General features: G+C 70.6%; 19 protein-coding genes. 8 read left to right on the forward strand and 11 right to left on the reverse strand.

The features are described 5' to 3' along the window. Positions 1-145: 145 nt before the first annotated feature. Positions 146-1,513 carry a M16 family metallopeptidase gene (locus tag ACY34M_RS12435; RefSeq protein WP_462718576.1) on the reverse strand — a complete coding sequence of 456 codons (1,368 nt, stop codon included), beginning with the start codon at positions 1,511-1,513 and terminating at the stop codon, positions 146-148. A 17-nt stretch (positions 1,514-1,530) separates the two neighbouring features. Continuing rightward, a complete protein-coding gene (locus tag ACY34M_RS12440) occupies positions 1,531-2,874 on the reverse strand; it encodes a M16 family metallopeptidase (protein ID WP_462718577.1) in 1,344 nt (447 codons plus the stop codon). Between the two features lie 298 nt (positions 2,875-3,172). Here ACY34M_RS12440 and ACY34M_RS12445 point away from each other — a divergent pair, with 298 nt between their 5' ends. Beyond that, complete coding sequence (locus ACY34M_RS12445) at positions 3,173-5,629, forward strand: DNA gyrase/topoisomerase IV subunit A (protein ID WP_462718486.1); 2,457 nt, start codon at positions 3,173-3,175, stop codon at positions 5,627-5,629. A gap of 36 nt (positions 5,630-5,665) precedes the next feature. Here ACY34M_RS12445 and ACY34M_RS12450 read toward each other — a convergent pair whose 3' ends face one another. Continuing rightward, positions 5,666-6,754: a CobW family GTP-binding protein gene (locus ACY34M_RS12450; protein ID WP_462718487.1), complete on the reverse strand. Its 1,089-nt coding sequence runs from the start codon at positions 6,752-6,754 to the stop codon at positions 5,666-5,668. 345 nt (positions 6,755-7,099) lie between these two features. Between ACY34M_RS12450 and ACY34M_RS12455 the strand changes: the two genes are divergently transcribed. Both ACY34M_RS12455 and ACY34M_RS12460 read left to right on the forward strand, forming a co-directional pair. After that, the gene (locus ACY34M_RS12455) at positions 7,100-7,630 is read left to right on the forward strand and encodes a DUF6082 family protein (RefSeq protein ID WP_462718488.1); all 531 of its coding nucleotides are present in this window, start codon (positions 7,100-7,102) and stop codon (positions 7,628-7,630) included. A gap of 155 nt (positions 7,631-7,785) precedes the next feature. Further along, a complete protein-coding gene (locus ACY34M_RS12460) occupies positions 7,786-8,022 on the forward strand; it encodes a hypothetical protein (protein WP_462718489.1) in 237 nt (78 codons plus the stop codon). A gap of 60 nt (positions 8,023-8,082) precedes the next feature. On the opposite strand, the gene ACY34M_RS12465 is transcribed toward ACY34M_RS12460, so the two are convergent. Next, complete coding sequence (locus ACY34M_RS12465) at positions 8,083-9,249, reverse strand: citrate synthase (RefSeq protein WP_462718490.1); 1,167 nt, start codon at positions 9,247-9,249, stop codon at positions 8,083-8,085. A gap of 97 nt (positions 9,250-9,346) precedes the next feature. Here ACY34M_RS12465 and ACY34M_RS12470 point away from each other — a divergent pair, with 97 nt between their 5' ends. The 4 genes from ACY34M_RS12470 (at position 9,347) to ACY34M_RS12485 (ending at position 14,060) form a co-directional block, all read left to right on the forward strand. Continuing rightward, positions 9,347-10,615 carry a citrate synthase gene (locus ACY34M_RS12470; RefSeq protein ID WP_462718491.1) on the forward strand — a complete coding sequence of 423 codons (1,269 nt, stop codon included), beginning with the start codon at positions 9,347-9,349 and terminating at the stop codon, positions 10,613-10,615. Positions 10,616-10,654: 39 nt separating this feature from the next. After that, positions 10,655-11,632, forward strand: a complete 978-nt coding sequence (locus tag ACY34M_RS12475) for a sucrase ferredoxin (RefSeq protein ID WP_462718492.1) — start codon at positions 10,655-10,657, stop codon at positions 11,630-11,632. 110 nt (positions 11,633-11,742) lie between these two features. Further along, positions 11,743-13,386, forward strand: coding sequence for a sensor histidine kinase (locus ACY34M_RS12480; protein ID WP_462718493.1), 1,644 nt, complete (start codon positions 11,743-11,745; stop codon positions 13,384-13,386). Then, positions 13,383-14,060, forward strand: coding sequence for a response regulator (locus tag ACY34M_RS12485; RefSeq protein ID WP_462718494.1), 678 nt, complete (start codon positions 13,383-13,385; stop codon positions 14,058-14,060). Before ACY34M_RS12480 ends, ACY34M_RS12485 begins: the two co-directional genes overlap by 4 nt. A 46-nt stretch (positions 14,061-14,106) precedes the next feature. Here the strand turns inward: ACY34M_RS12485 and ACY34M_RS12490 are convergent, their stop codons facing one another. The 6 genes from ACY34M_RS12490 to ACY34M_RS12515 all read right to left on the reverse strand — a co-directional run bounded on the left by ACY34M_RS12490 (position 14,107) and on the right by ACY34M_RS12515 (position 21,033). After that, positions 14,107-15,717 carry a solute symporter family protein gene (locus tag ACY34M_RS12490; protein WP_462718495.1) on the reverse strand — a complete coding sequence of 537 codons (1,611 nt, stop codon included), beginning with the start codon at positions 15,715-15,717 and terminating at the stop codon, positions 14,107-14,109. Then, positions 15,714-16,253, reverse strand: coding sequence for a DUF485 domain-containing protein (locus ACY34M_RS12495; protein ID WP_462718496.1), 540 nt, complete (start codon positions 16,251-16,253; stop codon positions 15,714-15,716). The genes ACY34M_RS12490 and ACY34M_RS12495 overlap by 4 nt, the downstream gene beginning before the upstream one ends. Positions 16,254-16,347: 94 nt before the next feature. Then, positions 16,348-17,055, reverse strand: coding sequence for a response regulator (locus ACY34M_RS12500; RefSeq protein ID WP_462718497.1), 708 nt, complete (start codon positions 17,053-17,055; stop codon positions 16,348-16,350). Continuing rightward, positions 17,052-18,209 (reverse strand): sensor histidine kinase, encoded by a 1,158-nt coding sequence (locus ACY34M_RS12505; protein ID WP_462718498.1) that lies wholly within the window; start codon positions 18,207-18,209, stop codon positions 17,052-17,054. The genes ACY34M_RS12500 and ACY34M_RS12505 overlap by 4 nt, the downstream gene beginning before the upstream one ends. Continuing rightward, on the reverse strand, positions 18,206-18,712 hold the full coding sequence (locus ACY34M_RS12510) for a DUF1453 domain-containing protein (protein ID WP_462718499.1): 507 nt from the start codon (positions 18,710-18,712) through the stop codon (positions 18,206-18,208). The genes ACY34M_RS12505 and ACY34M_RS12510 overlap by 4 nt, the downstream gene beginning before the upstream one ends. Before the next feature lie 197 nt (positions 18,713-18,909). Next, the gene (locus tag ACY34M_RS12515; RefSeq protein ID WP_462718500.1) at positions 18,910-21,033 is read right to left on the reverse strand and encodes a DNA gyrase/topoisomerase IV subunit B; all 2,124 of its coding nucleotides are present in this window, start codon (positions 21,031-21,033) and stop codon (positions 18,910-18,912) included. Between the two features lie 440 nt (positions 21,034-21,473). Between ACY34M_RS12515 and ACY34M_RS12520 the strand changes: the two genes are divergently transcribed. Then, complete coding sequence (locus ACY34M_RS12520) at positions 21,474-21,704, forward strand: DUF7455 domain-containing protein (protein WP_207826496.1); 231 nt, start codon at positions 21,474-21,476, stop codon at positions 21,702-21,704. A gap of 102 nt (positions 21,705-21,806) precedes the next feature. Here ACY34M_RS12520 and ACY34M_RS12525 read toward each other — a convergent pair whose 3' ends face one another. Then, on the reverse strand, positions 21,807-22,640 hold the full coding sequence (locus ACY34M_RS12525; RefSeq protein ID WP_462718501.1) for a serine protease: 834 nt from the start codon (positions 22,638-22,640) through the stop codon (positions 21,807-21,809). Positions 22,641-22,669: the final 29 nt, after the last annotated feature.

A 22,669-nucleotide genomic window follows, 5' to 3' on the forward strand; every position in this document is an offset into this window, starting at 1 on the left:
GCACGCCACAGGGCGGACAGGCAACCTCTATGCCAATTCGGACATTTGCGAGCGTGTAGTGATTGAAGATGATCGTGACCGACGCCACGAAGCCCCGGCAGCCGCTACCGGCGCCGGGGCTTCGTACGTGCCGCGGGTGACGGACTCAGCCCGCGACCACCGTGACCTCGCCGATCCCGAGGGCCTTGACCGGCTCCTCGATCTGCGCGGCGTCGCCCACCAGGATCGTCACCAGACGGTCCGCGGGGAACGCGCTCACGACGGCGGCAGTGGCCTCCACGGTGCCCGTGGCGGCGAGCTGCCGGTAGACCTGCGCCTGGAAGTCGTCCGGCAGGTGCTGCTCCACCTGGTCGGCGAGGGTGCTCGCGACGGCCGCGGCGGTCTCGAACTTCAGCGGGGCCACGCCCACCAGGTTCTGCACGGCGGTGTCCCGCTCGGCGTCCGTGAGCCCCTCGGCCGCCAGCGTGCGCAGGACCTTCCACAGGTCGTCGAGCGCCGGCCCGGTGTTCGGCGTGTCGACCGAGCCGCTGATGGCGAGCATCGCCGCGCCGCTGCCGTCGGGCGCGGAGCGAAGCACCTGGGCGAAGGAGCGCACACCATAGGTGTAGCCCTTCTCCTCGCGCAGGACGCGGTCCAGACGCGACGTCAGGGTGCCGCCCAGGCAGTACGTGCCGAGGACCTGCGCGGCCCACACGCGGTCGTGCTTGTCCGGTCCGATCCGACCGATGAGCAGCTGCGTCTGCACGGCGCCCGGACGGTCCACGATGACCACGCGGCCGGTGTCGTCGGCGACGACGGGCGGCACGGGGCGCGGCTCGGCGGTTCCGCCGGTCCAGGCGCCGAGCGTGTCGGCGAGGAGGGCGTCCAGGTCGATGCCCGTCAGGTCGCCCACGACGACGGCCGTGGCGGTGGCGGGGCGCACGTGCCGGTCGTAGAAGGCACGCACGGCCGCCGCGTCGATGGCCGAGACGGTCTCCTCGGTGCCCTGGCGCGGGCGCGACACGCGCGCGTCGGCCGGGAAGAGCTGCTTGGAGAGCTCCTTGGCGGCGCGCCGGGCCGGGTTGGCGCTCTCGTGCGGGATCTCGTCCAGGCGGTTGCGCACCAGGCGCTCGATCTCGCTGTCGTCGAAGGCCGGGGCGCGCAGGGCGTCGGCCAGGAGGGCGAGGCCCTTGGCGAGGCGGGAGGCCGGTACTTCGAGGGAGGCGCGGACACCGGGGTGGTCGGCGTGCGCGTCCATCGTGGCGCCGCAGCGCTCCAGTTCGGCGGCGAACTCCTCGGCGGAGTGCTTGTCGGTGCCCTCGTTGAAGGCCCGCGCCATGATCGTGGAGACGCCGTCGAGGCCCTTGGGTTCGGCGTCCAGCGGCGCGTCCAGGTGCACCTCCACGGCGACGACCTGCTGACCGGGCCGGTGGCAGCGCAGCACCGTCAGGCCGTTGGGGAGCGCGCCGCGCTCCGGGGCCGGGAACGCCCAGGGCTTGGGCTCGCCGGCCTGCGGGCGGGGGTGGAACTCCATGCTCGCGAGCTGCTCGGTCACTGGCCCGCCTCCTCGGTGATCTCGGCGGTCTCGGTGTCGGCGGGGGCGGTCGGCTCGTACACGAGGACCGCGCGGTTGTCGGGGCGCAGGCGGGCCTTGGCGACCTCCTGGACCTCCTCGGCGGTCACGTCCAGGACGCGCCCCACGGCGGTCAGGGCGAGCTGCGGGTCGCCGAACAGGACGGCGTAGCGGCACAGCTCGTCGGCGCGCCCCGCGACCGTGCCCAAGCGGTCCAGCCACTCGCGCTCCAGCTGGGCCTGCGCGCGCTCCATCTCCTCGGGGCTCGGGCCCTCCTCGGCGAACCGGGCGAGCTCCTCGTCCACGGCGGCCTCGATGACCGGCACCTCGACGTCCCCGGAGGTCTTCACGTCCAGCCAGCCCAGGGAGGGCGCTCCGGCGAGGCGCAGCAGGCCGAAACCGGCCGCCACGGCGGTGCGGTCGCGTCGTACGAGGCGGTTGTACAGGCGCGAGGACTCGCCGCCGCCCAGGACGGTGAGGGCGAGGTCGGCGGCGTCGCACGCGCGCGTGCCGTCGTGCGGGAGGCGGTAGGCCGACATCAGGGCGCGCGCCGGCACCTCCTCCTCGACGACCTCGCGCTGCTGCTCGCCGATGACCTCCGGCAGGGCGCCGTCGCGCGGGGCGGGCTTGCCGTCGTGGCCGACGATGGTGCCGAAGTACTTCTCGACCCAGGCCAGCGTCTGCTCGGGGTCGATGTCGCCGACGATCGACAGGACCGCGTTGTTGGGCGCGTAGTAGGTGCGGAAGAAGTTCCGCGCGTCCTCGAGGGTGGCCGCGTCCAGATCGGCCATGGAGCCGATGGGCGTGTGGTGGTACGGGTGGCCCTCGGGGTACATGAGGGCGGTCAGCTTCTCGAACGCCGTGCCGTACGGGACGTTGTCGTACCGCTGGCGCCGCTCGTTCTTCACGACGTCCCGCTGGTTCTCCATCGACTCGTCGTCGAGAGCCGTGAGGAGTGAGCCCATGCGGTCGGCCTCCAGCCACAGCGCGAGCTCCAGCTGGTGGGCGGGCATGGTCTCGAAGTAGTTGGTGCGCTCGAAGCTCGTCGTACCGTTGAGCGAGCCGCCCGCGCCCTGGACGAACTCGAAGTGTCCGTTGCCGTGCACCTGCTTCGAACCCTGGAACATCAGGTGCTCGAAAAGGTGAGCCAGGCCCGTACGGCCCTTGACCTCGTGGCGCGAGCCGACGTCGTACCAGAGGCAGACCGCCGCGACCGGGGTCAGATGATCCTCGGAGAGCACCACGCGCAGGCCGTTGGCCAGCCGGTGCTCGGTCGCTGTCAGGCCGCCGGAGCCGGCCTCGGCGGTGGCCGTGTGACCCATGGGCATGTACGTCCCTTCGATCGCGGTACAACGCGAATACGCGGTGAGCTACGGACTGCGGCAGGTAGGTCCTGGAACACTGAACTGCTGCGAGTGCTGCCACTGTATGCAAGCGTGCTGGCACCTGGCGAAGTTCCCACCGGGGCTACGCCGTGAGCGAGCGCTCGGCCCTCCCGGGACCGCGCGACACCCTGTACTGACGGGCCGCGAGCAGCGTTGTCAGTGCGGCGGTCCACAATGGTCCGCGACAGTTCCCGTTCATGTACCCGTTCTTGTAGGTGAAGGAGCCGCAGCCGCGATGGCCCGCCGCAGCACGAAGACCCCGCCGCCCGACGACTTCGAGGAGAAGATCCTCGACGTCGACGTGGTCGACGAAATGCAGGGCTCCTACCTGGAGTACGCGTACTCGGTCATCTACTCACGCGCCCTGCCCGACGCCCGCGACGGGATGAAGCCCGTCCACCGTCGGATCGTCTACCAGATGAACGAGATGGGCCTTCGCCCCGAGCGCGGCTACGTGAAGTGCGCCCGCGTCGTCGGCGAGGTCATGGGTAAGTTGCACCCCCATGGCGACTCGTCGATCTACGACGCGCTGGTCCGCCTCGCCCAGCCGTTCTCCATGCGCGTCCCGATGGTGGACGGGCACGGGAACTTCGGTTCCCTCGGCAATGACGACCGCCCGGCCGCCATGCGTTACACCGAGTGCCGCATGGACCCGGCCGCGAGCCTGATGACGGAGTCGATCGACGAGAACACGGTCGACTTCGCGCCCAACTACGACGGCCAGGAGCAGGAGCCGCTCGTCCTCCCGGCGGCCTACCCGAACCTGCTGGTGAACGGCGCGTCGGGCATCGCGGTCGGCATGGCGACCAACATGGCGCCGCACAACCTGGGCGAAGTGATCGCCGCCGCGCGGCACTTGATCAAGCACCCGGGCGCCGATCTCGACACGCTCATGAAGTACGTGCCCGGCCCCGACCTGCCCACCGGCGGCAGGATCGTCGGCCTGTCCGGCATCAGGGACGCCTACGAGACGGGCCGCGGCACGTTCAAGATCCGCTCGACGGTCTCCGTGGAGAACGTGACGGCGCGCCGCAAGGGCCTCGTCGTCACCGAGCTGCCCTTCGCGGTCGGCCCCGAGAAGGTCATCACGAAGATCAAGGAACTGGTCGGTTCCAAGAAGCTCCAGGGCATCGCCGACGTCAAGGACCTCACGGACCGCGAGCACGGCCTGCGCCTGGTCATCGAGATCAAGAACGGCTTCGTGCCGGAGGCCGTCCTGGAGCAGCTCTACAAGCTGACCGCCATGGAGGAGTCCTTCGGCATCAACAATGTGGCCCTGGTGGACGGCCAGCCGCTCACCCTCGGCCTCAAGGAGCTCCTCGAGGTCTACCTGGACCACCGCTTCGACGTGGTGCGCCGCCGCAGCGAGTTCCGCCGCAAGAAGAAGCAGGACCGGCTCCACCTGGTGGAGGGCCTCCTCGTCGCCCTGGTCGACATCGACGAGGTCATCCGCATCATCCGCTCCAGTGACAACAGCGCACAGGCCAAGGAGCGCCTGATCGAGCGCTTCTCGCTGAGCGAGATCCAGACGCAGTACATCCTGGACACGCCGCTGCGCCGCCTCACCAAGTTCGACCGCATCGAGCTGGACGCCGAGCGCGACAAGCTCAACGGCGAGATCGACGAGCTGACCGGCATCCTCGAGTCGGACACCGAGCTGCGCAAGCTGGTCTCCGCGGAACTGGCGGCCGTGGCGAAGAAGTTCGGCGACGACCGGCGCACGGTGCTCCTGGAGTCGGCGGGCGCCCCGGTGTCGGCGGTGCCGCTCCAGGTCGCCGACGACCCGTGCCGCGTGCTGCTCTCCTCGACCGGTCTGCTGGCCCGTACGGCGAACGGCGAGCCCTTCGCCGAGGACGAGGGCACCAAGCGCGCCAAGCACGACGTGATCGTCTCCGCGGTCCCCGCGACGGCACGCGGCGAGGTCGGCGTCGTCACGTCCGAAGGCCGCCTGCTGCGGCTGAGCGTGATCGACCTGCCGCAGCTTCCGGAGTCCGCGTCTGCGCCGAACCTCTCCGGAGGCGCGCCGATCAAGGAGTTCCTGCCGTCCCTGGAGGCGGACGAGACGGTCGTCTGTCTGATGACCCTGGACGAGTCCTCGCCCGGTCTGGCGATCGGCACGGAGCAGGGCATCGTGAAGCGCGTGGTGCCCGACTATCCGTCCCACAAGGAGGAGTTGGAGGTCATCACCCTCAAGGACGGTGACCGCATCGTGGGCGCGGCGGAGCTGCGCACCGGCGAGGAAGACCTGGTCTTCATCACGGACGACGCCCAACTGCTCCGCTTCCAGGCCTCCATCGTGCGCCCGCAGGGCCGCGCGGCGGGCGGCATGGCCGGCGTGAAGCTGGCGACGGGCGCGAAGGTCATCTCCTTCACCGCTGTCGACCCGGCGGTCGACGCGGTGGTCTTCACCGTCGCCGGCTCGCGCGGCACGCTGGACGATTCGGTGCAGACGACGGCCAAGCTGACCCCGTTCGACCAGTACCCGAGGAAGGGGCGCGCCACGGGCGGCGTCCGCTGTCAGCGCTTCCTGAAGGGCGAGGACTGTCTGAGCGTGGCCTGGGCCGGCCCGGCACCCGCCCGTGCGGCGCAGAAGAACGGTGCGGCGGCCGAGCTGCCCGAGATGGACCCGCGTCGCGACGGTTCGGGCGTGTCGCTTCCGAAGACGGTGGCGGCGACAGCGGGCCCGGTCTAGAGCACGTAGTCCGCGTCCGAAGCGCGCGGGCCGCGTCTAGAGCACGTAGTCCGCGACTTCCTCCGCCTCGCCGGTCTCCTGCACGTAGCGGAGGACGCCCCACATGCCGCGCTCGTCCGCGGTGTGTGGGGCGTCGCTCTTGGCGGCGTCCAGCTGCCGGTCGAGGTCGGCCGCGTCGAGGCCGGAGCCGATCAGTACGAGCTGCGTGAGGCGCTCCTGGCCGCTCGGCCACGGCTCCGGGTAGAACCGCAGGAAGCGCCCCACGGCATGCACGGCGTACCGGTTGTCCGTGTCGTACGCGCCGAAGTCGACGTATCCCTTGATGCGGTAGAGCCCGTCCGGCCTGCTGTCGAGGAACGCGATCAGCCGGCGGGGGTCCATGGGGACTTCGGAGGTGAACGCGACGCTGTCGTAGGCGGCGTGCAGATGCCCGCTGTGCGCCCCGGCGCTGTCGCCCTCGTGGCGGTGCAGGTCGTCGAAGGACAGCTGCCCGATCCGCTCCTCCGTGGGGCGGCAGTCGAAGAGCAGCTCCGGATCGATGCGCCCGTACGACGCGGACACGACGGCGGCCCGGCCGGCCATGCCCCGTACCGCGCCCAGGACGCGCTCGCGCTCGTCCGGGCCCACGCGATCGCCCTTGTTCACCACGACCAGGTCCGCGATCTCCAGGTGCCGATCCACCTCGGGGTGCTTCTCGCGGGTGGCGTCGAACTCGGCGGTGTCGACGACCTCGATCAACCCTCCGTACACGATCCGCGGGTTGTCGCTGGCCAGCACCATGCGCACGAGTTCTTGAGGCTCCGCGATGCCGCTCGCCTCGATCACGATGACGTCAATGGCATGCACGTCATTGACGGGCCGGGTCAACTTGTCCAGGTAGACGTCAAGTTCGCTCGCGTCCACGGCACAGCACAGGCAGCCGTTGCCGAGCGAGACCGTCGAGTCGCCCAGCTGTCCGGCGACCGCCATGGCGTCGATCTCGATCGACCCGAAGTCGTTGACGATCGCCCCGATCCTGGTGCCGCCGCTGCGGTGCAGCAGATGATTGAGCAACGTGGTCTTCCCCGACCCCAGGAAGCCGGCGAGGACGACGACGGGGATCTGCTGGGGGCTGGCCTTGCTCAACGCGACCTCTCTCACACCGAATCGCACGCCGTGGCATGCGCTGCGGCGCACGCCGGTCGAGGGTCCGGCTCTCGGACGGAGAATGACTTCCGCCCCAGGATACGAGCAGGTGAAAAGGGTGCGGAGTGAACGATTGCTAACGCCGCCCGCTGGGCAGACGTTGGGCATGGCGCCGGTTTTCGCGAACTGAGCACCCCTCCGTGCGCCTCCTCTCCGCCTCCTCGCCGATCAGAGCCGCTCGGCAGCCCGTGGAGGCGGCAAGCGCGCCGCCCACCGCCGCCGGTCCCCGTCTACCCAGCCCCGCAACCGACGACCGGCGCACGGTCGCCTGAATCGGGGGTTGACATGACCACACAGAGTAAAGGGATTTTCCGGACGGTAGTCGCCGCCGCCGCGGGCGGACTCGCGGGTGGCACCGCGACGCACCTGTGGCACCGTTTCGGTCCGGCAGCGATCCGGGGCTCGGAGGAGCGCCGCCGTCTGGCCCGCGCACACCAACAGCGCATGCACTGGGAGTTGCTGAGCAAGGCCATCGACGACCCGGACCTCGCCGTCGTGATCGACAACTACGGCCTGGATCTCACCCCCCAGAGGCGGCGCCAGTACATGTACGCCAACCTCTGGTACGTCAACGCCTTCCACAACTACGAATCCGGTCTGCACGACCAGCGCGAGCTCTTCGGCATCCTGCGCGAGCTGTTCCAGAGCCCGTACATGCGCGAGTACTGGGAGGCGACGCGTCCCCATCGGGCGTCACTGGACCCCTCGTCCAGCGAGGCGGAGATCGGTCGCATGGCGGAAGCACTGTTCCACGAGATCGAGGCCGCCGCGGACGCGGAGGAATGGTGGGTCGTGGGCGAGCCGCCCTCGGACTGACGGGCGCTGTCCGCCGCGCAACTTCGCCCGTAGTGGTGAAGTTTGGCGATAACTGCCCCCGATATGAGGCAAATCGGTATCCTCACGCGACATTCGGCCCACTACTGTGACGACGCTACGTCACCACGCCACCCCTTGTGAAGGAACCGGTTCCCTTGAAGATCGTACGCCGCATCGGGGTGCCCCCGAGCGCACGCGGAAGCAGCTCCGGCGCCACCTGCCCCGATGTCTTCGAACTCAGCGATGGGAACTTCGCCGTGATCGGCACTGAGGCCACAGCGGACCTCAAAGCCGAACTCCCCCCGGACGCGGGGGTCGCCGACTATGAACGCATCGTGATCGTGAACCGGGAGACGCTCGTGCGCGCGAAGGCGGACATCCCGGATTCCTGACCAGGGAGCCGCCGTGTCGGCCGACGACCGGTTCTCAGGTCGGCGGCCGACGGGTCCGTGTCAGACGGACCTCGGCACCGCCACCGGCGGCTCCACTCCCACGTACCGCGCGGCCGGGCGGATGATCTTCGAATCCTCCGCCTGCTCAAGGATGTTGGCGCTCCAGCCGACGACCCGGGCCGCCGCGAACGTCGGCGTGAACATGGTGCGCGGCAGTCCGCACAGCTCCATGACCACGCCCGCGTAGAACTCCACGTTCGTGTGCAGTTCGCGGCCCGGCTTCAGCTCCGCGAGGATCGCCTCCACGTGGCGCTCGACCTCGACCGCGAACTCCACCAAGGGGCCGCCGAACCCCTCCGCGATGGTGCGCAGCATCCGCGAGCGCGGGTCCTCCGTGCGGTAGACGGGGTGGCCGAAGCCCATGATCCGCTCCCCCGCGAGCACCCGCTGACGGATCCAGGAGTCGATGCGGTCCGGGGTGCCGATCGCGTCCAGGGTGTCGAGCGCCCGGCTGGGTGCCCCGCCGTGCAGGGGGCCGGACAGTGCTCCGACCGCCCCGACCAGAGCGGCCGCGACATCGGCTCCGGTCGATGCGATGACGCGACCGGTGAATGTTGACGCATTGAATCCGTGATCAATGGTTGAGATCAGGTATTGCTCGATGGCCCGCGCATGCGCAGGGTCGGGCTCCGAACCGGTCAACATGTACAGGTAGTTGGCCGCGTACGAGAGGTCCTCGCGCGGCTCCACGGGGTCGAGCCCCTCGCCGAGCCGGTGCAGCGCGGTGAGCATCGTGGGGACCACGGCCGTGGCCGCGACGGCGTCCGCGCGACGCCGGTCCCGCTCGATGTCGTACACGGGTCGGAACCCGCGAGAGGCGCCGAACAGCGAGAGCGCCGTGCGCAGCCCGGCCAGCGGCCCCGAGACGGCGCCGGCGCGGGCGATCGCGGGCAGCGCGGCCCGCACGTCGTCGGGCAGTCCGCGCAGCCCCGCGGTCTCCCGGCCGAAGGCCGCCGACCGCTCGGAATCGGGCAGTTCGCCGTGCAGCATCAGGTGCCACACGTCCTCGAAGCTGCGGTTCTGCGCGAGCTCGACGGCGGAGTACTGGCGGTAGTGGTAGAACCCCGCGCGTCCTCTGACGTCCCCGAGTTCGGTGTCGGTGACGACGACACCGGCGAGCCCGCGCGGTACGTCGACGGCAGCGGCCGTGGCCCCGTTGATCGGCATGTTTCCTCCCTGGACTTGATTTGACTGTCCATGCTTGACTCAAAAGCTGTCAATATTGATTGAATCAATGTGGAGCGATCCGGATACGGTGACGCGCATGAGGGATCAAGAACCTGCACCCGCGCAGCAGGCCCGCCGCCTGACCACCAAGGAGACCGCCGAACTGCTCGGCGTGAAGCCCGAGACGGTCTACGCCTACGTGAGCCGCGGGCAGCTCACCAGCAGGCGCGGGGCGAGCCAGCGCGGCAGCACCTTCGACGCCGCGGAGGTCGAGGCTCTCGCCCGGCGCAACAGGCGGGAGTCCACGGCCGGTTCGGGCGCGGGCGAACTGTCGGTGCGCACGCGGCTCACCCTCATCGACGACGACCAGTACTTCTTCCGAGGGGTCGACGCGACACAGCTCGCGGCCCGCCACTCGTACGAGGAGGTCGCGGAGTGGCTGTGGACGGGCCGCCTGCGCCCCGGCATCCGGTTCACCGCGCCCAAGGAGTCGCTCGCCGCGGCCCGCAAGGCCGTTTCCGCCCTGCCCGAACTGAGCAGCCCCGTCGACCGGTTGCGGGTGGCGGCCGTCGCCGCGGCGACGGCGGATCCGTTGCGCTACGACCTGTCCGAGGACTCCGTGCTCGGCGCCGCCCGGTCCCTCATCCCCACCTTGGCGACCGCGCCGCCCCTCGTCCGCACGACGTACCCGGACGGCGCGCCGATCGCGCGGCGGCTGTGGGGGCGGCTGACCTACAGGGAGCCCGACGAGGCGGCTCTGCGCGTCCTGGACATGGCGCTCGCCCTGTTGGTCGACCACGACCTGGCGGCCTCGACGCTCGCGGTGCGCGTCGCCGCGTCCGCGCGGGCGCACGCCTACGCCGCCGTCTCGGCGGGCCTGGGCGTCATGGAGGGGCCGCTGCACGGGGCGGCGAGCGGTCTCGCCCACCGGATGCTGCTCGAGGTCCTCGACCGGGGCAGCGCGGGCGCCGTGGTGGCCGACGAACTGCGCTCGGGCCGCCGTGTGCCCGGTCTCGGCCACCGTCTCTACCGGGGCGAGGACCCGCGCGCGAAGGCGCTGTTCGCGGCCCTGGAGGAGCTTCCCAAGGCGCGCCCCGCGCTGGCCGCGGCCCGCGACGTCGTGGCGACCACGGCCCGCCACACGGATCTGCACGCCAATGTGGACCTGGCGCTCGCCGCCTTCACGGCGTCGTTCGGGATGGCGGCGGAGGCGGGCGAGACGATCTTCGCCGTCGCCCGCACGGCGGGCTGGATCGCGCACGCCTTGGAGGAGTACGGCGAACGCCCACTCCGTATGCGGCCGTCGGGCCACTACGTAGGCCTGCGTCCGCCGCAGCCCCTGCCATCGGCGAGCGCGACGGAGTGATCCGCCGGGCAAGGTCCGGGCAGGGTTAGGGTCACCGCTGTGAATACGTGCACGACCGCCTCGCGGGATCTTGAGGAGCCTCTGGCCGGGACGGCGGCCACCGCACGCACCTGGCTGCTGATCGAACAGCCGGGGCCGTGGGGCGCGAAGGCCCTGGTCTCCAGCCATCTCGACCCCGAGGTGGGCCGCGCCCTCGAGGCGGCTGCCGACGGCACGGGGGTGCGTGTCGCACTCATCCGCCGTCCGGGGCGGCACGCGGACGGCCACACGGCGCAGCGTCGCCAGGTGTACGCGGCCCACACGGCTCCCGGAAACACCTGGCTGCACGGCACCACGGTCGAGGCTCCCGAAGACCTGCTGCGGCTCGACTTCGCCTCCTTGGGAGCGGGTCGGCACGGCGGCTTCGGCGCACCCCACGAAGGCGGGCCCCTCGCCCTGGTCTGCACAAACGGAAAGCGCGACCGGTGCTGCGCGCTGCTGGGGCGGCCCCTGGCCTCCGATCTCGCCGCCTCCGAAGAGGAGGGCGTCTGGGAGATCACCCACCTGGGCGGCCACCGCTTCTCCCCCACCCTTCTTGTGCTGCCCTACGGCTACGCCTACGGAAGGTGCTCGACCGCCGAGGTCAAGGATGCCCTTCAGGCGGTGCGCTCCGACCGGATCGTGCTCCATGGGTGCCGTGGCAGCTCCGCCTGGGACCGTCCGGGGCAGGCCGCCGAGCTCGCCGTGCGCCGGACCGCCGGCGAGTACGGCGCCGGCGTCCTCGGCGTCGTGGACACGAAACGCGCGTCCTCGGAGGACGTACGCAGTGCCGCGGCCGGTGGCGACGCGCCTCGGTGGGACGTGAACGCGCCTCGGTGGGACGTGACCGTCGCCCACACCGACGGGCGGCGGTGGGAGGTCACCGTGGTCCAGGGGGCTTCGTCGCCGCCGCGTCCGGAAAGCTGTGGGGCGGCGCTGGGATCACCCGCGCGCATGGATGTCGTGGCTGTGCGTGAGGTCACCGCGGCAGGCGGCTGACGGGGCCGGCGCCGGCCCACGCGGTGCAGGGCATCCGCTTCCACGCGGCGGAGGAGATACGCGCCACAAGGCCTTCGACCAGGGCCGACGGGCCCGTACGGTTCTGAGCCATGAGCTCGACTTCCCCTGCCCGCCGCCTGCGCTTCGGCCTCCCGAAGCGGGTGTTCGCCCAGGTCCTGCTGATGCAGGTGGCGATCGCCGCGGGCGTGGCCGTGCTGGCCACGGGGCTCTTCCTGGCGCCGCTGAGCGATCAGCTCGACGACCAGGCGATGCGCCGGGCCCTGGCCATCGCACAGACCACGGCGGCGCAGCCCAGCCTGGCCGAGGAGCTGCGGTCGTCACGGCCGAGCGCGGACGGCCCCGTACAGGCCGATGCGGAGCGGATCCGCCGGGCCAGCGGCGCCGAGTACGTCGTGATCATGAACCGGGAGGGCGTGCGCTGGTCGCACACCGACGGCGACCGGATCGGGCACGTCGTCTCGACGGACCCCAGCGCGGCGCTGGCGGGCCGCGACGTCATGGAGATCGACGACGGGACGCTGGGCCGCTCCGCGCGCGGCAAAGTGCCCCTGAGGGCCGCTGACGGGGCCATTGTGGGAGCCGTGTCGGTCGGCATCGAGTACGACAGTGTCCGCGCGCGCCTCGTGCACGCCATCCCCGGCCTGTTCGCGTACGCGGGAGGGGCCCTGGCCGTCGGGGCGCTCGCCGCGTATCTGATCTCGCGCCGGGTCCAGCGACAGACCCGTGACCTGGCCTTCTCGGACATCTCGGCTCTCCTGGCCGAGCGCGAGGCCATGCTGCACGGCATTCGCGAGGGCGTCGTGGCGCTGGACCGCGGCGGGCGGATCCGCCTGCTCAACGACGAGGCCCAGCGGTTGCTGGGCGTGGACGCGCGGATCATCGGGCAGCCACTGGACGAGGCGCTCGGCGCGGGCCGCACGACGGACGTGCTCGCGGGGCACGTATCCGGGACCGACCTGCTGACCGTCCGGGGCCAGCGCGTGCTGGTCGCGAATCGGATGCCCACCGACGACGGGGGCGCGGTCGCCACCCTGCGCGACCGCACGGAGCTGGAGCAGCTGGGCCGCGAACTCGACTCCACGCGCGGCCTGATCGACGCGCTGCGCGCGCAGGACCACGAACACGCGAACCGCATGCATACGTTGCTGGGCCTGCTGGAGCTGGAGATGTACGAGGAGGCCGTGGAGTTCGTCGGCGAGGTGGCGGGAGCGCGCCGGGTGACCGCGGAGCAGATCACGGAGCGGATCGAGGACCCGCTGCTGTCGGCGCTGTTGGTGGGCAAGGCGACCGTCGCCGCGGAGCGCGGTGTCGCGTTCGGCATCTCCGGGGACACGTGGCTGCCGGACCGTCTCGTCGATCCGCGCGGACTCGTCACGATCGTCGGCAATCTCGTGGACAACGCCCTGGACGCGGCCGCCGGTTCGGGTCAGCACGCGCGCGTGGAGGTGGTGTTGCGGGCCGAGGGCCGTAGTGCGGTCCTTCGGGTACGCGACTCGGGGCCGGGCGTCCCCGCCGATCAGCGGGAGACCGTCTTCGTGGAAGGCTGGTCCACCAAGGAGCCACCGGCCCACGGGAAGCGCGGCATCGGGCTCGCCCTGGTGCGCAGGTTCGCCGAGCGGCAGGGCGGCACGGCCGAGGCGACCCAGTCTCCCCTCGGCGGCGCCGAGTTCGTCGTCGTCCTGCCGGAGGCGCTCACCCTGGATGTGCCGGACGTGACCGAGGAGGCCCGATGATCGACGTACTGGTCGTGGACGACGACACCCGCGTGGCCGATGTCAACGCCGCCTACGTCGCGAAGGTCCCCGGCTTCCGCGTCGCGGCGACCGCGCACAGCGCGCAGGAGGCGCTCGACCGGATCGAGGATCTCCATGTCGATCTGGTGCTGCTCGACCACTATCTGCCGGACCGGACGGGTCTCGCCGTCGCTCAGACCGTGCGCGAACGTGGCCACCAGATCGACGTGATCATGGTGACCGCGGCGCGCGACGTGGGGACCGTACAGGCGGCGATGCGCCACGGGGCGCTGCAGTACCTGGTCAAGCCGTTCTCGTTCGCGGGTCTTCGGGGCAAGCTGGAGGCGTACGCGACGCTGCGGCGCACCCTCGACGGCGGGGGCGAGGCGGAGCAGGCGGAGGTCGACCGGATCTTCGGCGCGCTCTCCGCGGGGCCCGCGCCCGAGCTGCCCAAGGGCCACTCGCCCACCACCGCCGACCTGGTCCGCCGGGCGATGATGACCGCGGAGGGCCCGCTCTCGGCGCAGGAGTTGGCCGATGTCACCGGGCTCAGCCGGCAGACCGCCCAGCGCTATCTCAAGCTGCTGGAGCGCACCGGGCGGGTGCGGCTGAGCCTCAAGTACGGCGACACCGGGCGGCCCGAACACCGCTACGAGTGGGCGGCCAGCCGCTGACTCCGCGCCGGCCCGGCCCCGCCCCCCCCCTCGCAGAAAAGCCCTGTCAGACCGCCCCGGCGCCCGTGAGCGCCCGTACTTCGGTCTCCGCGTGCTTGGCCTCGTCCGGCACCTCGGGGGACGTCACGGTGCCCAACCAGCCCGCGAGGAAGCCGAGCGGGATCGAGACGAGTCCGGGGTTCTCCAGCGGGAAGTACTGGAAGTCCACGCCGGGGAACAGCGATGTGGGGCTTCCGGAGACCACCGGCGACAGCACCACGAGCACCAGCGCGGGCACCAGTCCGCCGTACACCGACCACACCGCGCCACGCGTGGTGAAGCCCCGCCAGAACAGCGAGTACAGCAGCACGGGCAGATTGGCCGAGGCCGCGACGGCGAACGCGAGGCCGACCAGGAACGCCACGTTCAGGTTTCGCGCGAGCAGTCCGAGCCCGATCGCGACCACGCCGACACCGGCCGCGGCGACCCGCGCCACCGCGACCTCGCCCCACTGCTTGCCACCAGGCTTCCCGTCGGGGCCGCCGCTGCGGAGAGTGGCGTACAGGTCGTGTGCCACGGAGGCCGACGACGCGAGCGTGATCCCGGCGACGACGGCGAGGATGGTGGCGAAGGCGACCGCGGCGACGATCGCGAACAGCACCGTGCCCCCGGTGGAGTCCGCGCCACCGCCGAGGTCGAGGGCGAGCAGCGGAACCGCGGTGTTCCCCGCGGCATTGGAGCTGCGTACGGCATCGGAACCCACGAGGGCCGCGGCACCGAACCCGAGCACGATCGTCATCAGGTAGAAGCTGCCGATGAGCCCGATGGACCAGACGACCGAGCGGCGCGCGGCCCGCGCGGTCGGCACGGTGTAGAACCGCGACAGGATGTGCGGAAGGCCCGCCGTGCCCAGCACGAGCGCGAGGCCCAGACTGATGAAGTCGAATCGCGCGGTCCAGCTTCCGCCGTACTTCAGACCGGGCACGAGGAAGTCCGAGCCGTGTCCGCTGCGTGCGGCGGCGGTGCGCAGCAGCTGGTCGAAGTCACCGTGGAAGCGCGCCAGGACGAGCACCGTCAGGGCGATCGCCCCGCCCATGAGCAGGACGGCCTTCACGATCTGGATCCAGGTGGTGCCCCGCATCCCTCCCATCGACACATAAACAATCATGAGCGCGCCCACACCGACGACGGTCCAGGCCTGCGCGGCGCCGCTCGCCTCTCCCAGCAGCAGCGCGACCAGGCTTCCCGCGCCCACCATCTGCGCCACCAGATAGAGAACGGACACGGTCACGGAGGAAGTTCCCGCAGCGATGCGCACCGGCCGCTCCCGCATCCGCGCCGCGACGACGTCGGCGAGTGTGAACCGGCCGCAGTTGCGCACGAGTTCGGCGACGAGGAAGAGCACCACGAGCCAGGCCACGAGGAAGCCGACCGAGTAGAGCAGCCCGTCGTAACCGAACAGCGCGATCAGTCCGGAGATGCCGAGGAAGGACGCGGCCGACATGTAGTCGCCGGCGATGGCGAATCCGTTCTCCATGGGTGAGAACAGCCGGCCGCCCGCGTAGAACTCCTCCGCCGAACCGTGCCGATTGCGACTCGCCCAGGTCGTGATGGCGAGCGTGACCGCCACGAACACGCTGAACAGGACGAGGGCCAGGGTCTGATGTGCGCCGGTCATCGCTGGCCGCCCTCGCCGCGCGCAGCACCGTTTCCGCTCATGTGCGCGTGTCCGTTGAGACCACGCGTCATCTCCTGCGTGTCCCAGCGCAGTTGGAGCGCCAAGCGGTCCCGCCGCAGCCGGGCGTGACGCGCGTACAGCCACGTCAGCAGGAACGTACTGGCGAACTGCCCGAGGCCCGCGACCATCGCCACGTTCACGGCGCCCGCGACCGGCTGGGCCATCAGTCCGGGCGCCGTCGTCGCGGTCACGACGTACGCGACGTACCAGGCGAAGAAGAGCACGACCGCCGGCACGACGAACCGCCGATAGCGCCTGCGCACTTCCTGGAACGCCGCGCTGCGCTGCACCTCCAGGTAGATCCCCGCCGCGCTCCGCTCGGACGGCGCGGCCTGGGCGGGCACCGCGGCCACCCGCGCGCCCGGAGCGCGCCACTCACTCCAATCCGAGTCCGGCTCGTCGTACCAGGGATCGCCGATGCCGCTCATGGCACCGGCCCTGGGCTGCGCGGTCGCGCGCCCGTCGTGCTTGTCCACCGAACTCTCCTTGTCCGCGGCCCACTGCAGCCGCGTGGCCAAGGATGGACAGACCGGGAAGATCCCGGACGCACTCCGCAGACCCTTCACCCCATTAGGTGATGGACGTCCCCGGTGGCTTCGCAAGCCCGTGTTGATACGCGTAACGCACCGCCTGAGCGCGGTCCTTGAGCCCGGACTTCGCGAACAGATTGTTGATGTGCGTCTTCACCGTGGCCGTGGAGACCTGCAGGGCCCGGGCGATCTCCTGGTTCGTCAGACCGTCGGCGATCAGCACCAGCACCTCGGCTTCGCGCGCCGTGAGCCCGTCGGGCGGCTCCACGGGCTCCGGCGCGGTGGCCTCGGGCTGCGACAGTCTCTCCAGGAGCCGCCGCTGAATCCTCGGCGAGAGACCCGCGTCACCGGACAGCACGTCCTCCACCGCCCGGACGATCTCCTCCCCGCCGGCGTCCTTCGTGAGATACCCGCGCGCTCCCGCCTTCAGGGCCGGGAAGAGCGACTCGTCGTCGACATAGGTGGTGAGGACGACGACCTGAGTGCCCGGGTACTCCTGCCGGATCCGTCTCGTCGCCTCGGCTCCGTCGCAGCGCGGCATCCGCAGGTCCATCAGGACCACGTCCGGCGCCAGTTCGGCCACGAGTGCGACCGCCTCCTCACCGTCTCCCCCGGATCCGACGACCTCGATCCCGGGCAGCAGCCCGAGCAGCATCACGATGCCCTCGCGCACCACCGTCTGGTCGTCGACCACCACCACGCGGGCCGGTGGCCTCCCCGCGCTCGCCCCCGCCTCGCTCCCCGTCATACGGGAACCTTCAACCTGACCACGAAACCCTCCTCGTACGGCCCCGCCTCGAGCGTGCCGCCGTGCAACTCCGCACGCTCCTTCATCCCCAACAGACCGTAACCGCCGCCACTGACAGTGAGCTCCTCGTGCGGCCGGGACGCCCCCGAATCCCGTATTTCCAGAGCGACTTCGGCCGGACCGTACTCAAACCGCAGGTCCGCCCTGGCCCCCGGCGCGTGCTTGCGTACGTTCGTCAGGGCCTCCTGCGCGACTCTGCGCACGGTCTGGGACGCCTCGGCGGGCAGCGGTCTGCGCTCGCCTTCCACCGTGAGCGTCGCCCCGTCCGAGGACGCGACCAGCTCCCGCAGGAAGTCCTCCAGCGGTGTCATCTCGCCCCGCAGCGCGGACAGGGCCTGCCGGGTCTCGTCGAGCCCGTCCCTGGCCATGCCGCGCGCCGCCACGACCCGCTCCAGGATCTGGTCCCGGTCCGCCCCGCGCTCGATGAGGAGCCGGGCGGCCTCCAGGTGCACGAGCTGGGCGGAGAGGCTGTGCGCGAGGACGTCGTGGATCTCGCGGGCGATCCGCGAGCGCTCGGCGAGCGCCGCCGACTCGGCCTCGGCGGCCCGCGCGGCACGCTCCTGCACCAGAGCCCGCTGTGCGCTCCCCCGCGCCTCGGCGTCCAGGCGCAGCACGTACGCCGAGAGTACGAGCCCGACGGCGATGACGGCGGTGGTCAGCCAGGCGTCGTTGTTGACCACCGCGAATCCGGTGATCGTCACCGCGGCGGCGGGCACGGAGGCGACCAGGGGCAGCCGCTCGAGCGCGGAGACCGCGCAGCCGCACCAGAGCACTACGGCCGGACCGGTGAATCCGGCCCACTGGGCCAGTACGGCGACCGCCACCAGAAACGCCAGCAGCCCGAGGGAGGTCCACAGCCGGTGCTCGAGCGTGGTGCGGTAGAAGGCCCAGGCCGCTGCCACGCACGCAATCAGCAGGACGGGGGACAGAAGCAGCGCCCCGTGGCTGATGTCGCGCTGTGTGACGGCCGTCCACACCAGGACCGCGAGGGCGGCGACCCGCACCGTGCGGGCGAGCATTCGCCGGGCGCGGGTGACCCCCTCGCGGGAGAGCGCCTCTCGGGAGGGCCATTCCGTCCAGTTTCCGCGGATCACCTTCGGTCCTCCCACGCCGGCTGGGCGACAGGACCAACGTACGCCGGGCGCTCGCGGTCGGCCCGCAGCATCAGCAGTCCGGAGCGGACCAGGAGCGAGACGGCGAAGCCGAGCATGAGGCCGGAGCTGCCGAGGTGGATGCCCATCGCCAGGCCGACGCCCGCCACGGCGGCGCGGGCCGCGACACCACCGAGCCAGGCTCCGGCCGTCGCGACGGTGCCCTTGGTCCACACATCGCCCCGCTCGTCCGTCCAGACCCGTGTGGTGAACGCCCACCCGATGCCTATGCCCACGCTCACGAGCACTTCGACGGCGAGCAGGACGACCGAGCCCGGCACATGGTGCGGATCCGTCACCACGCCGTCCTTCACGGCGACGACCGCGAGGATCGCGGGCAGGAGCCACCACTTCCGGTCGCCGGACAGGCGCTCCGTGCGGAACTGGCGCACAAGGACGAGTGCGACGACGGCGACGATCACCAAGACGGTGGGGACCCCGGACATGACTGCCTCCGTGGAGCGGTCGGGAGCGAAGTGGTTCAACGCCTTCGACGCTACGGAAATCAGCAGGTCAGGAGATCGGAGCCAGGGTGGATCGCGGGTGGAACATGCGACTGGTGCGGCTCCACCCGTGGGTGGAGCCGCACCAGTGTGGACTGCGTGGGGGCACGGTCACCGCGGAGGCGCCCACGCCGTCTGCGCTACATGTCGATGCGCGACCGGTCGAGGGTCGAGGCGGAGCTGCTGATGAACTCCTTGCGCGGCGCCACGTCGTTGCCCATCAGCAGATCGAAGACCTGCTCCGCCGCCTCCAGCTCGCCGATGTTGATCCGGCGCAGCGTGCGGTGACGCGGATCCATCGTGGTCTCCGCCAGCTGGTCGGCGTCCATCTCGCCGAGACCCTTGTACCGCTGGATCGAGTCCTTGTACCGCACACCCTTGCGCTGGAGCTCGAGCAGCGTCTCGCGCAGCTCGCGGTCCGAGTACGTGTAGATGTACTTGTCCTGGCCCTTCTTCGGCTGGACAAGCTCGATGCGGTGCAGGGGCGGCACAGCGGCGAAGACACGGCCGGCCTCGATCATCGGCCGCATGTAGCGCTGGAACAGCGTCAGCAGCAGCGTGCGGATGTGCGCGCCGTCGACATCGGCGTCGACCAGCAGGATGATCTTGCCGTAGCGCGCCGTGTCGAGGTCGAAGGTCCGGCCGGACCCAGCTCCTATGACCTGGATGATCGCGCCGCACTCGACGTTCTTCAGCATGTCCGACACGGACGACTTCTGAACGTTGAGGATTTTGCCGCGGATCGGCAGGAGCGCCTGGAACTCCGAGTTCCGGGCGAGCTTGGCGGTGCCGAGCGCGGAGTCCCCCTCGACGATGAACAGCTCGCTGCGCTCCACGTCGTCGCTGCGGCAGTCCGCGAGCTTGGCGGGGAGGGACGAGGACTCCAGGGCCGTCTTGCGGCGCTGCGCATCCTTGTGCTGACGCGCGGCGATGCGGGTACGGGCCGCGGCGACGGCCTTCTCCATGACGGCGCGGGCCTGCGCCTTGGCGTCGCGCTTCGTGGACGCCAGGAACGCCTTGAGCTCCTTGGCCAAGACGTTCGCGACGATCCTGTTGGCCGCAGAGGTGCCGAGGACCTCCTTGGTCTGACCCTCGAACTGCGGCTCCGCCAGACGCACCGTGACGACGGCCGTGAGGCCCTCCAGGGCGTCGTCCTTGACGATGTCGTCCTCGGCCACGCGCAGCACCTTCTGGCTGCGCAGAACCTCGTTCATCGTCTTCGTGAGCGAGCGCTCGAAGCCCGTCACATGCGTACCGCCCTTGGGCGTGGCGATGATGTTCACGAACGACTTGATGGTCGTGTCGTAGCCGGTGCCCCAGCGCAGCGCGATGTCGACGCCGAGCTCGCGCTGGACCTCGGTCGGCGTCATCTGGCCGTGCTCGTCGAGCACCGGGACGGTCTCCTTGAAGGTGCCCTGCCCGGTGAAGCGGAGGACGTCGCAGACCGCCTTGTCCTGCGCCAGGTACTCGCAGAACTCGCTGATGCCGCCGTCGAAGCGGAAGGACTCCTCGCCCTTGCTGCCGCCCTCGCCGAGGCCGAACTCGTCGCGCACGACGATGGTCAGGCCCGGCACCAGGAAGGCGGTCTGCCGCGCCCGCTGGTGCAGGTTGTCCAGGGAGAGCTTGGCGTCCTTGAGGAAGATCTGGCGGTCCGCCCAGTAGCGGACGCGGGTGCCCCGGCGCGCCTTGGGGATCTTCTTGACCTTGCTCAGTCCCACCGAGGGGTCGAACGAGGCATCCGGCCCCTGCTTGGCGAAGGCACCGGGCACGCCGCGCCGGAAGCTGAGGGCGTGCGTGTGCCCGCCCAGGTCAACCTCCACGTCGAGGCGCGCCGACAGCGCGTTCACCACGGAGGCGCCCACGCCGTGCAGACCGCCGGAGGCCGCGTACGAGCCGCCGCCGAACTTGCCGCCCGCGTGGAGCTTGGTCATGACGACCTCGACTCCGGAGAGGCCGGTCTTGGGCTCGATGTCCACGGGGATGCCGCGGCCGTTGTCCCGCACCTCCACCGAGGAGTCGTCGTGCAGGATCACCTCGATGTGGTCGCAGTGACCTCCGAGTGCCTCGTCGACGGAGTTGTCGATGATCTCCCAGAGGCAGTGCATCAGGCCGCGGCTGTCGGTCGAGCCGATGTACATGCCCGGACGCTTGCGTACGGCTTCAAGCCCCTCAAGGACGAGCAGGTGCCGCGCGGTGTAGTTGGAACCGTCCCGGTCTGCTCCAGTCAGCAGCGCTGTGGACGGCACGGACGTATCGGCGGTCACGCGGTTCGCTCCTCGCTGAATTTCAGATGAGGCCCTTGTGGATGAAGGGCCGGCGTCGGTCGCCGTTCAGAGGGTACCGAGGCCTGGTAGAGCCTTTGTCACGCCACCCTCACGTCAGCCCAGACTAGTCCAGGATCGCATGAGTGTTCGATCCCTCGATGGAGTGAAGCCCACATCACGTTCCCTTCCAGGCATGAACCATTTAGGCTCCGGGCACGTCCTCATGAACAAACCGGCAACCAGCCGGGGGAGGACCGACCTGACAGAACGCGCGAACCCGTAAGACGCTAGAGACGCAATACGGCACATTCGCCGCCACCCGGCGACAGACAGCCGGCCTCGAAGAAATTTTTCGAGGAAAAGCTGAGAGCGGGAACGTTTTCGGCCTGGTTGGATGTTGACCCTGGTACGACAGCTCGTCGAGCTAGAGAAGAGGCGACGTGACTACTGTTCTGACCCCCGCGAGCCCGCTGACGGCCGCTGACCGCTGTGACCGTTGCGGCGCCCAGGCATATCTGCGCGTCGTACTGATCAGCGGTGGTGAACTGCTCTTCTGCGCCCACCACGGTCGCAAGTTCGAGCCGGAACTCAAGAAGATCGCCGCTGAGATACAGGACGAGACGGAGCGGCTCACCGCCGTTCCGGCAAGCGCCGAGACCGAGGAACGCTGACACCTCGCACTAACGACGAGCCAGCTCCGGCACCAGGCCGGTAACCGGGCGGCTGCTCCCGACATCGGGAGCAGCCGCCCGTCCTCGTATCCGTACGACGCGTCAGGCGTGCTCTCGGAGCACCTCCAGCGCCTTCGAGGCGCGCGTGTAGACGCCGGGGCTCCCGGCGCGCCCGCACCCGCTCCCCCACGACACGAGACCGATCAGCTTGCCCTTGGCGACCAGCGGGCCTCCGCTGTCCCCCTGGCAGGCGTCCTTGCCGCCCTCCGGTTCGCCCGCGCACACCATCGACGACGGCTGGTACGTCCCGTCCGTGCCGCCCGGCGGGTAGGCCTGCTTGCACGCGGAGTCGGCGAGCACCTGCACCTGAGCGGCGTGCAGCGTACGCGCGTAGTCGCCGGCCCCGGTCGTGTCACCCCACCCGTAGACATGCGCTTCGGTGCCGGCCCGGTAGGCCGGGTCGTCCGCCTCGGCCATCGGGAGCACGTATCCCTCGGGCAGCGGTGCGGAGAGTGTGAGTACCGCCACATCACCGGCGTTCGTCCGGCCGTCGTACGCCGGGTTGATCCACTCACTGCGTACGGACACCTCGGTGCCGTCGGACGTCTCCAGGTCGCTGCGGCCGGCGATCGCCTTGAGGTCACGCACTTGGTCGTGCGGCACCCCGAGCACTCCCTCGCTCAGGCAGTGCGCCGCGGTGAGGACCGTCGACCGTCCGACGACCACTCCCCCGCAGAACTGCCCCGCGCGGGTACCCCCGAACCGGTCACGGCTCGAGAGCGCCACCGCCCAGGGACTCCGGGAAGCGTCGACCTGATGGCCGCCGACGATCCCCTCGTCGGCGGCCGCCGGCTGCGGGGAAGCCAGCGGCAGCACCGCCGCCGCGGCCAGCACGGCCAGTGGAGCGGTCAGCACTCTCGCGAAAGGGCGACGCATACGGTCTCCTCACTCTCGGTTGCAACGGC

Source organism: Streptomyces sp. EDA2-14, assembly GCF_054963755.1.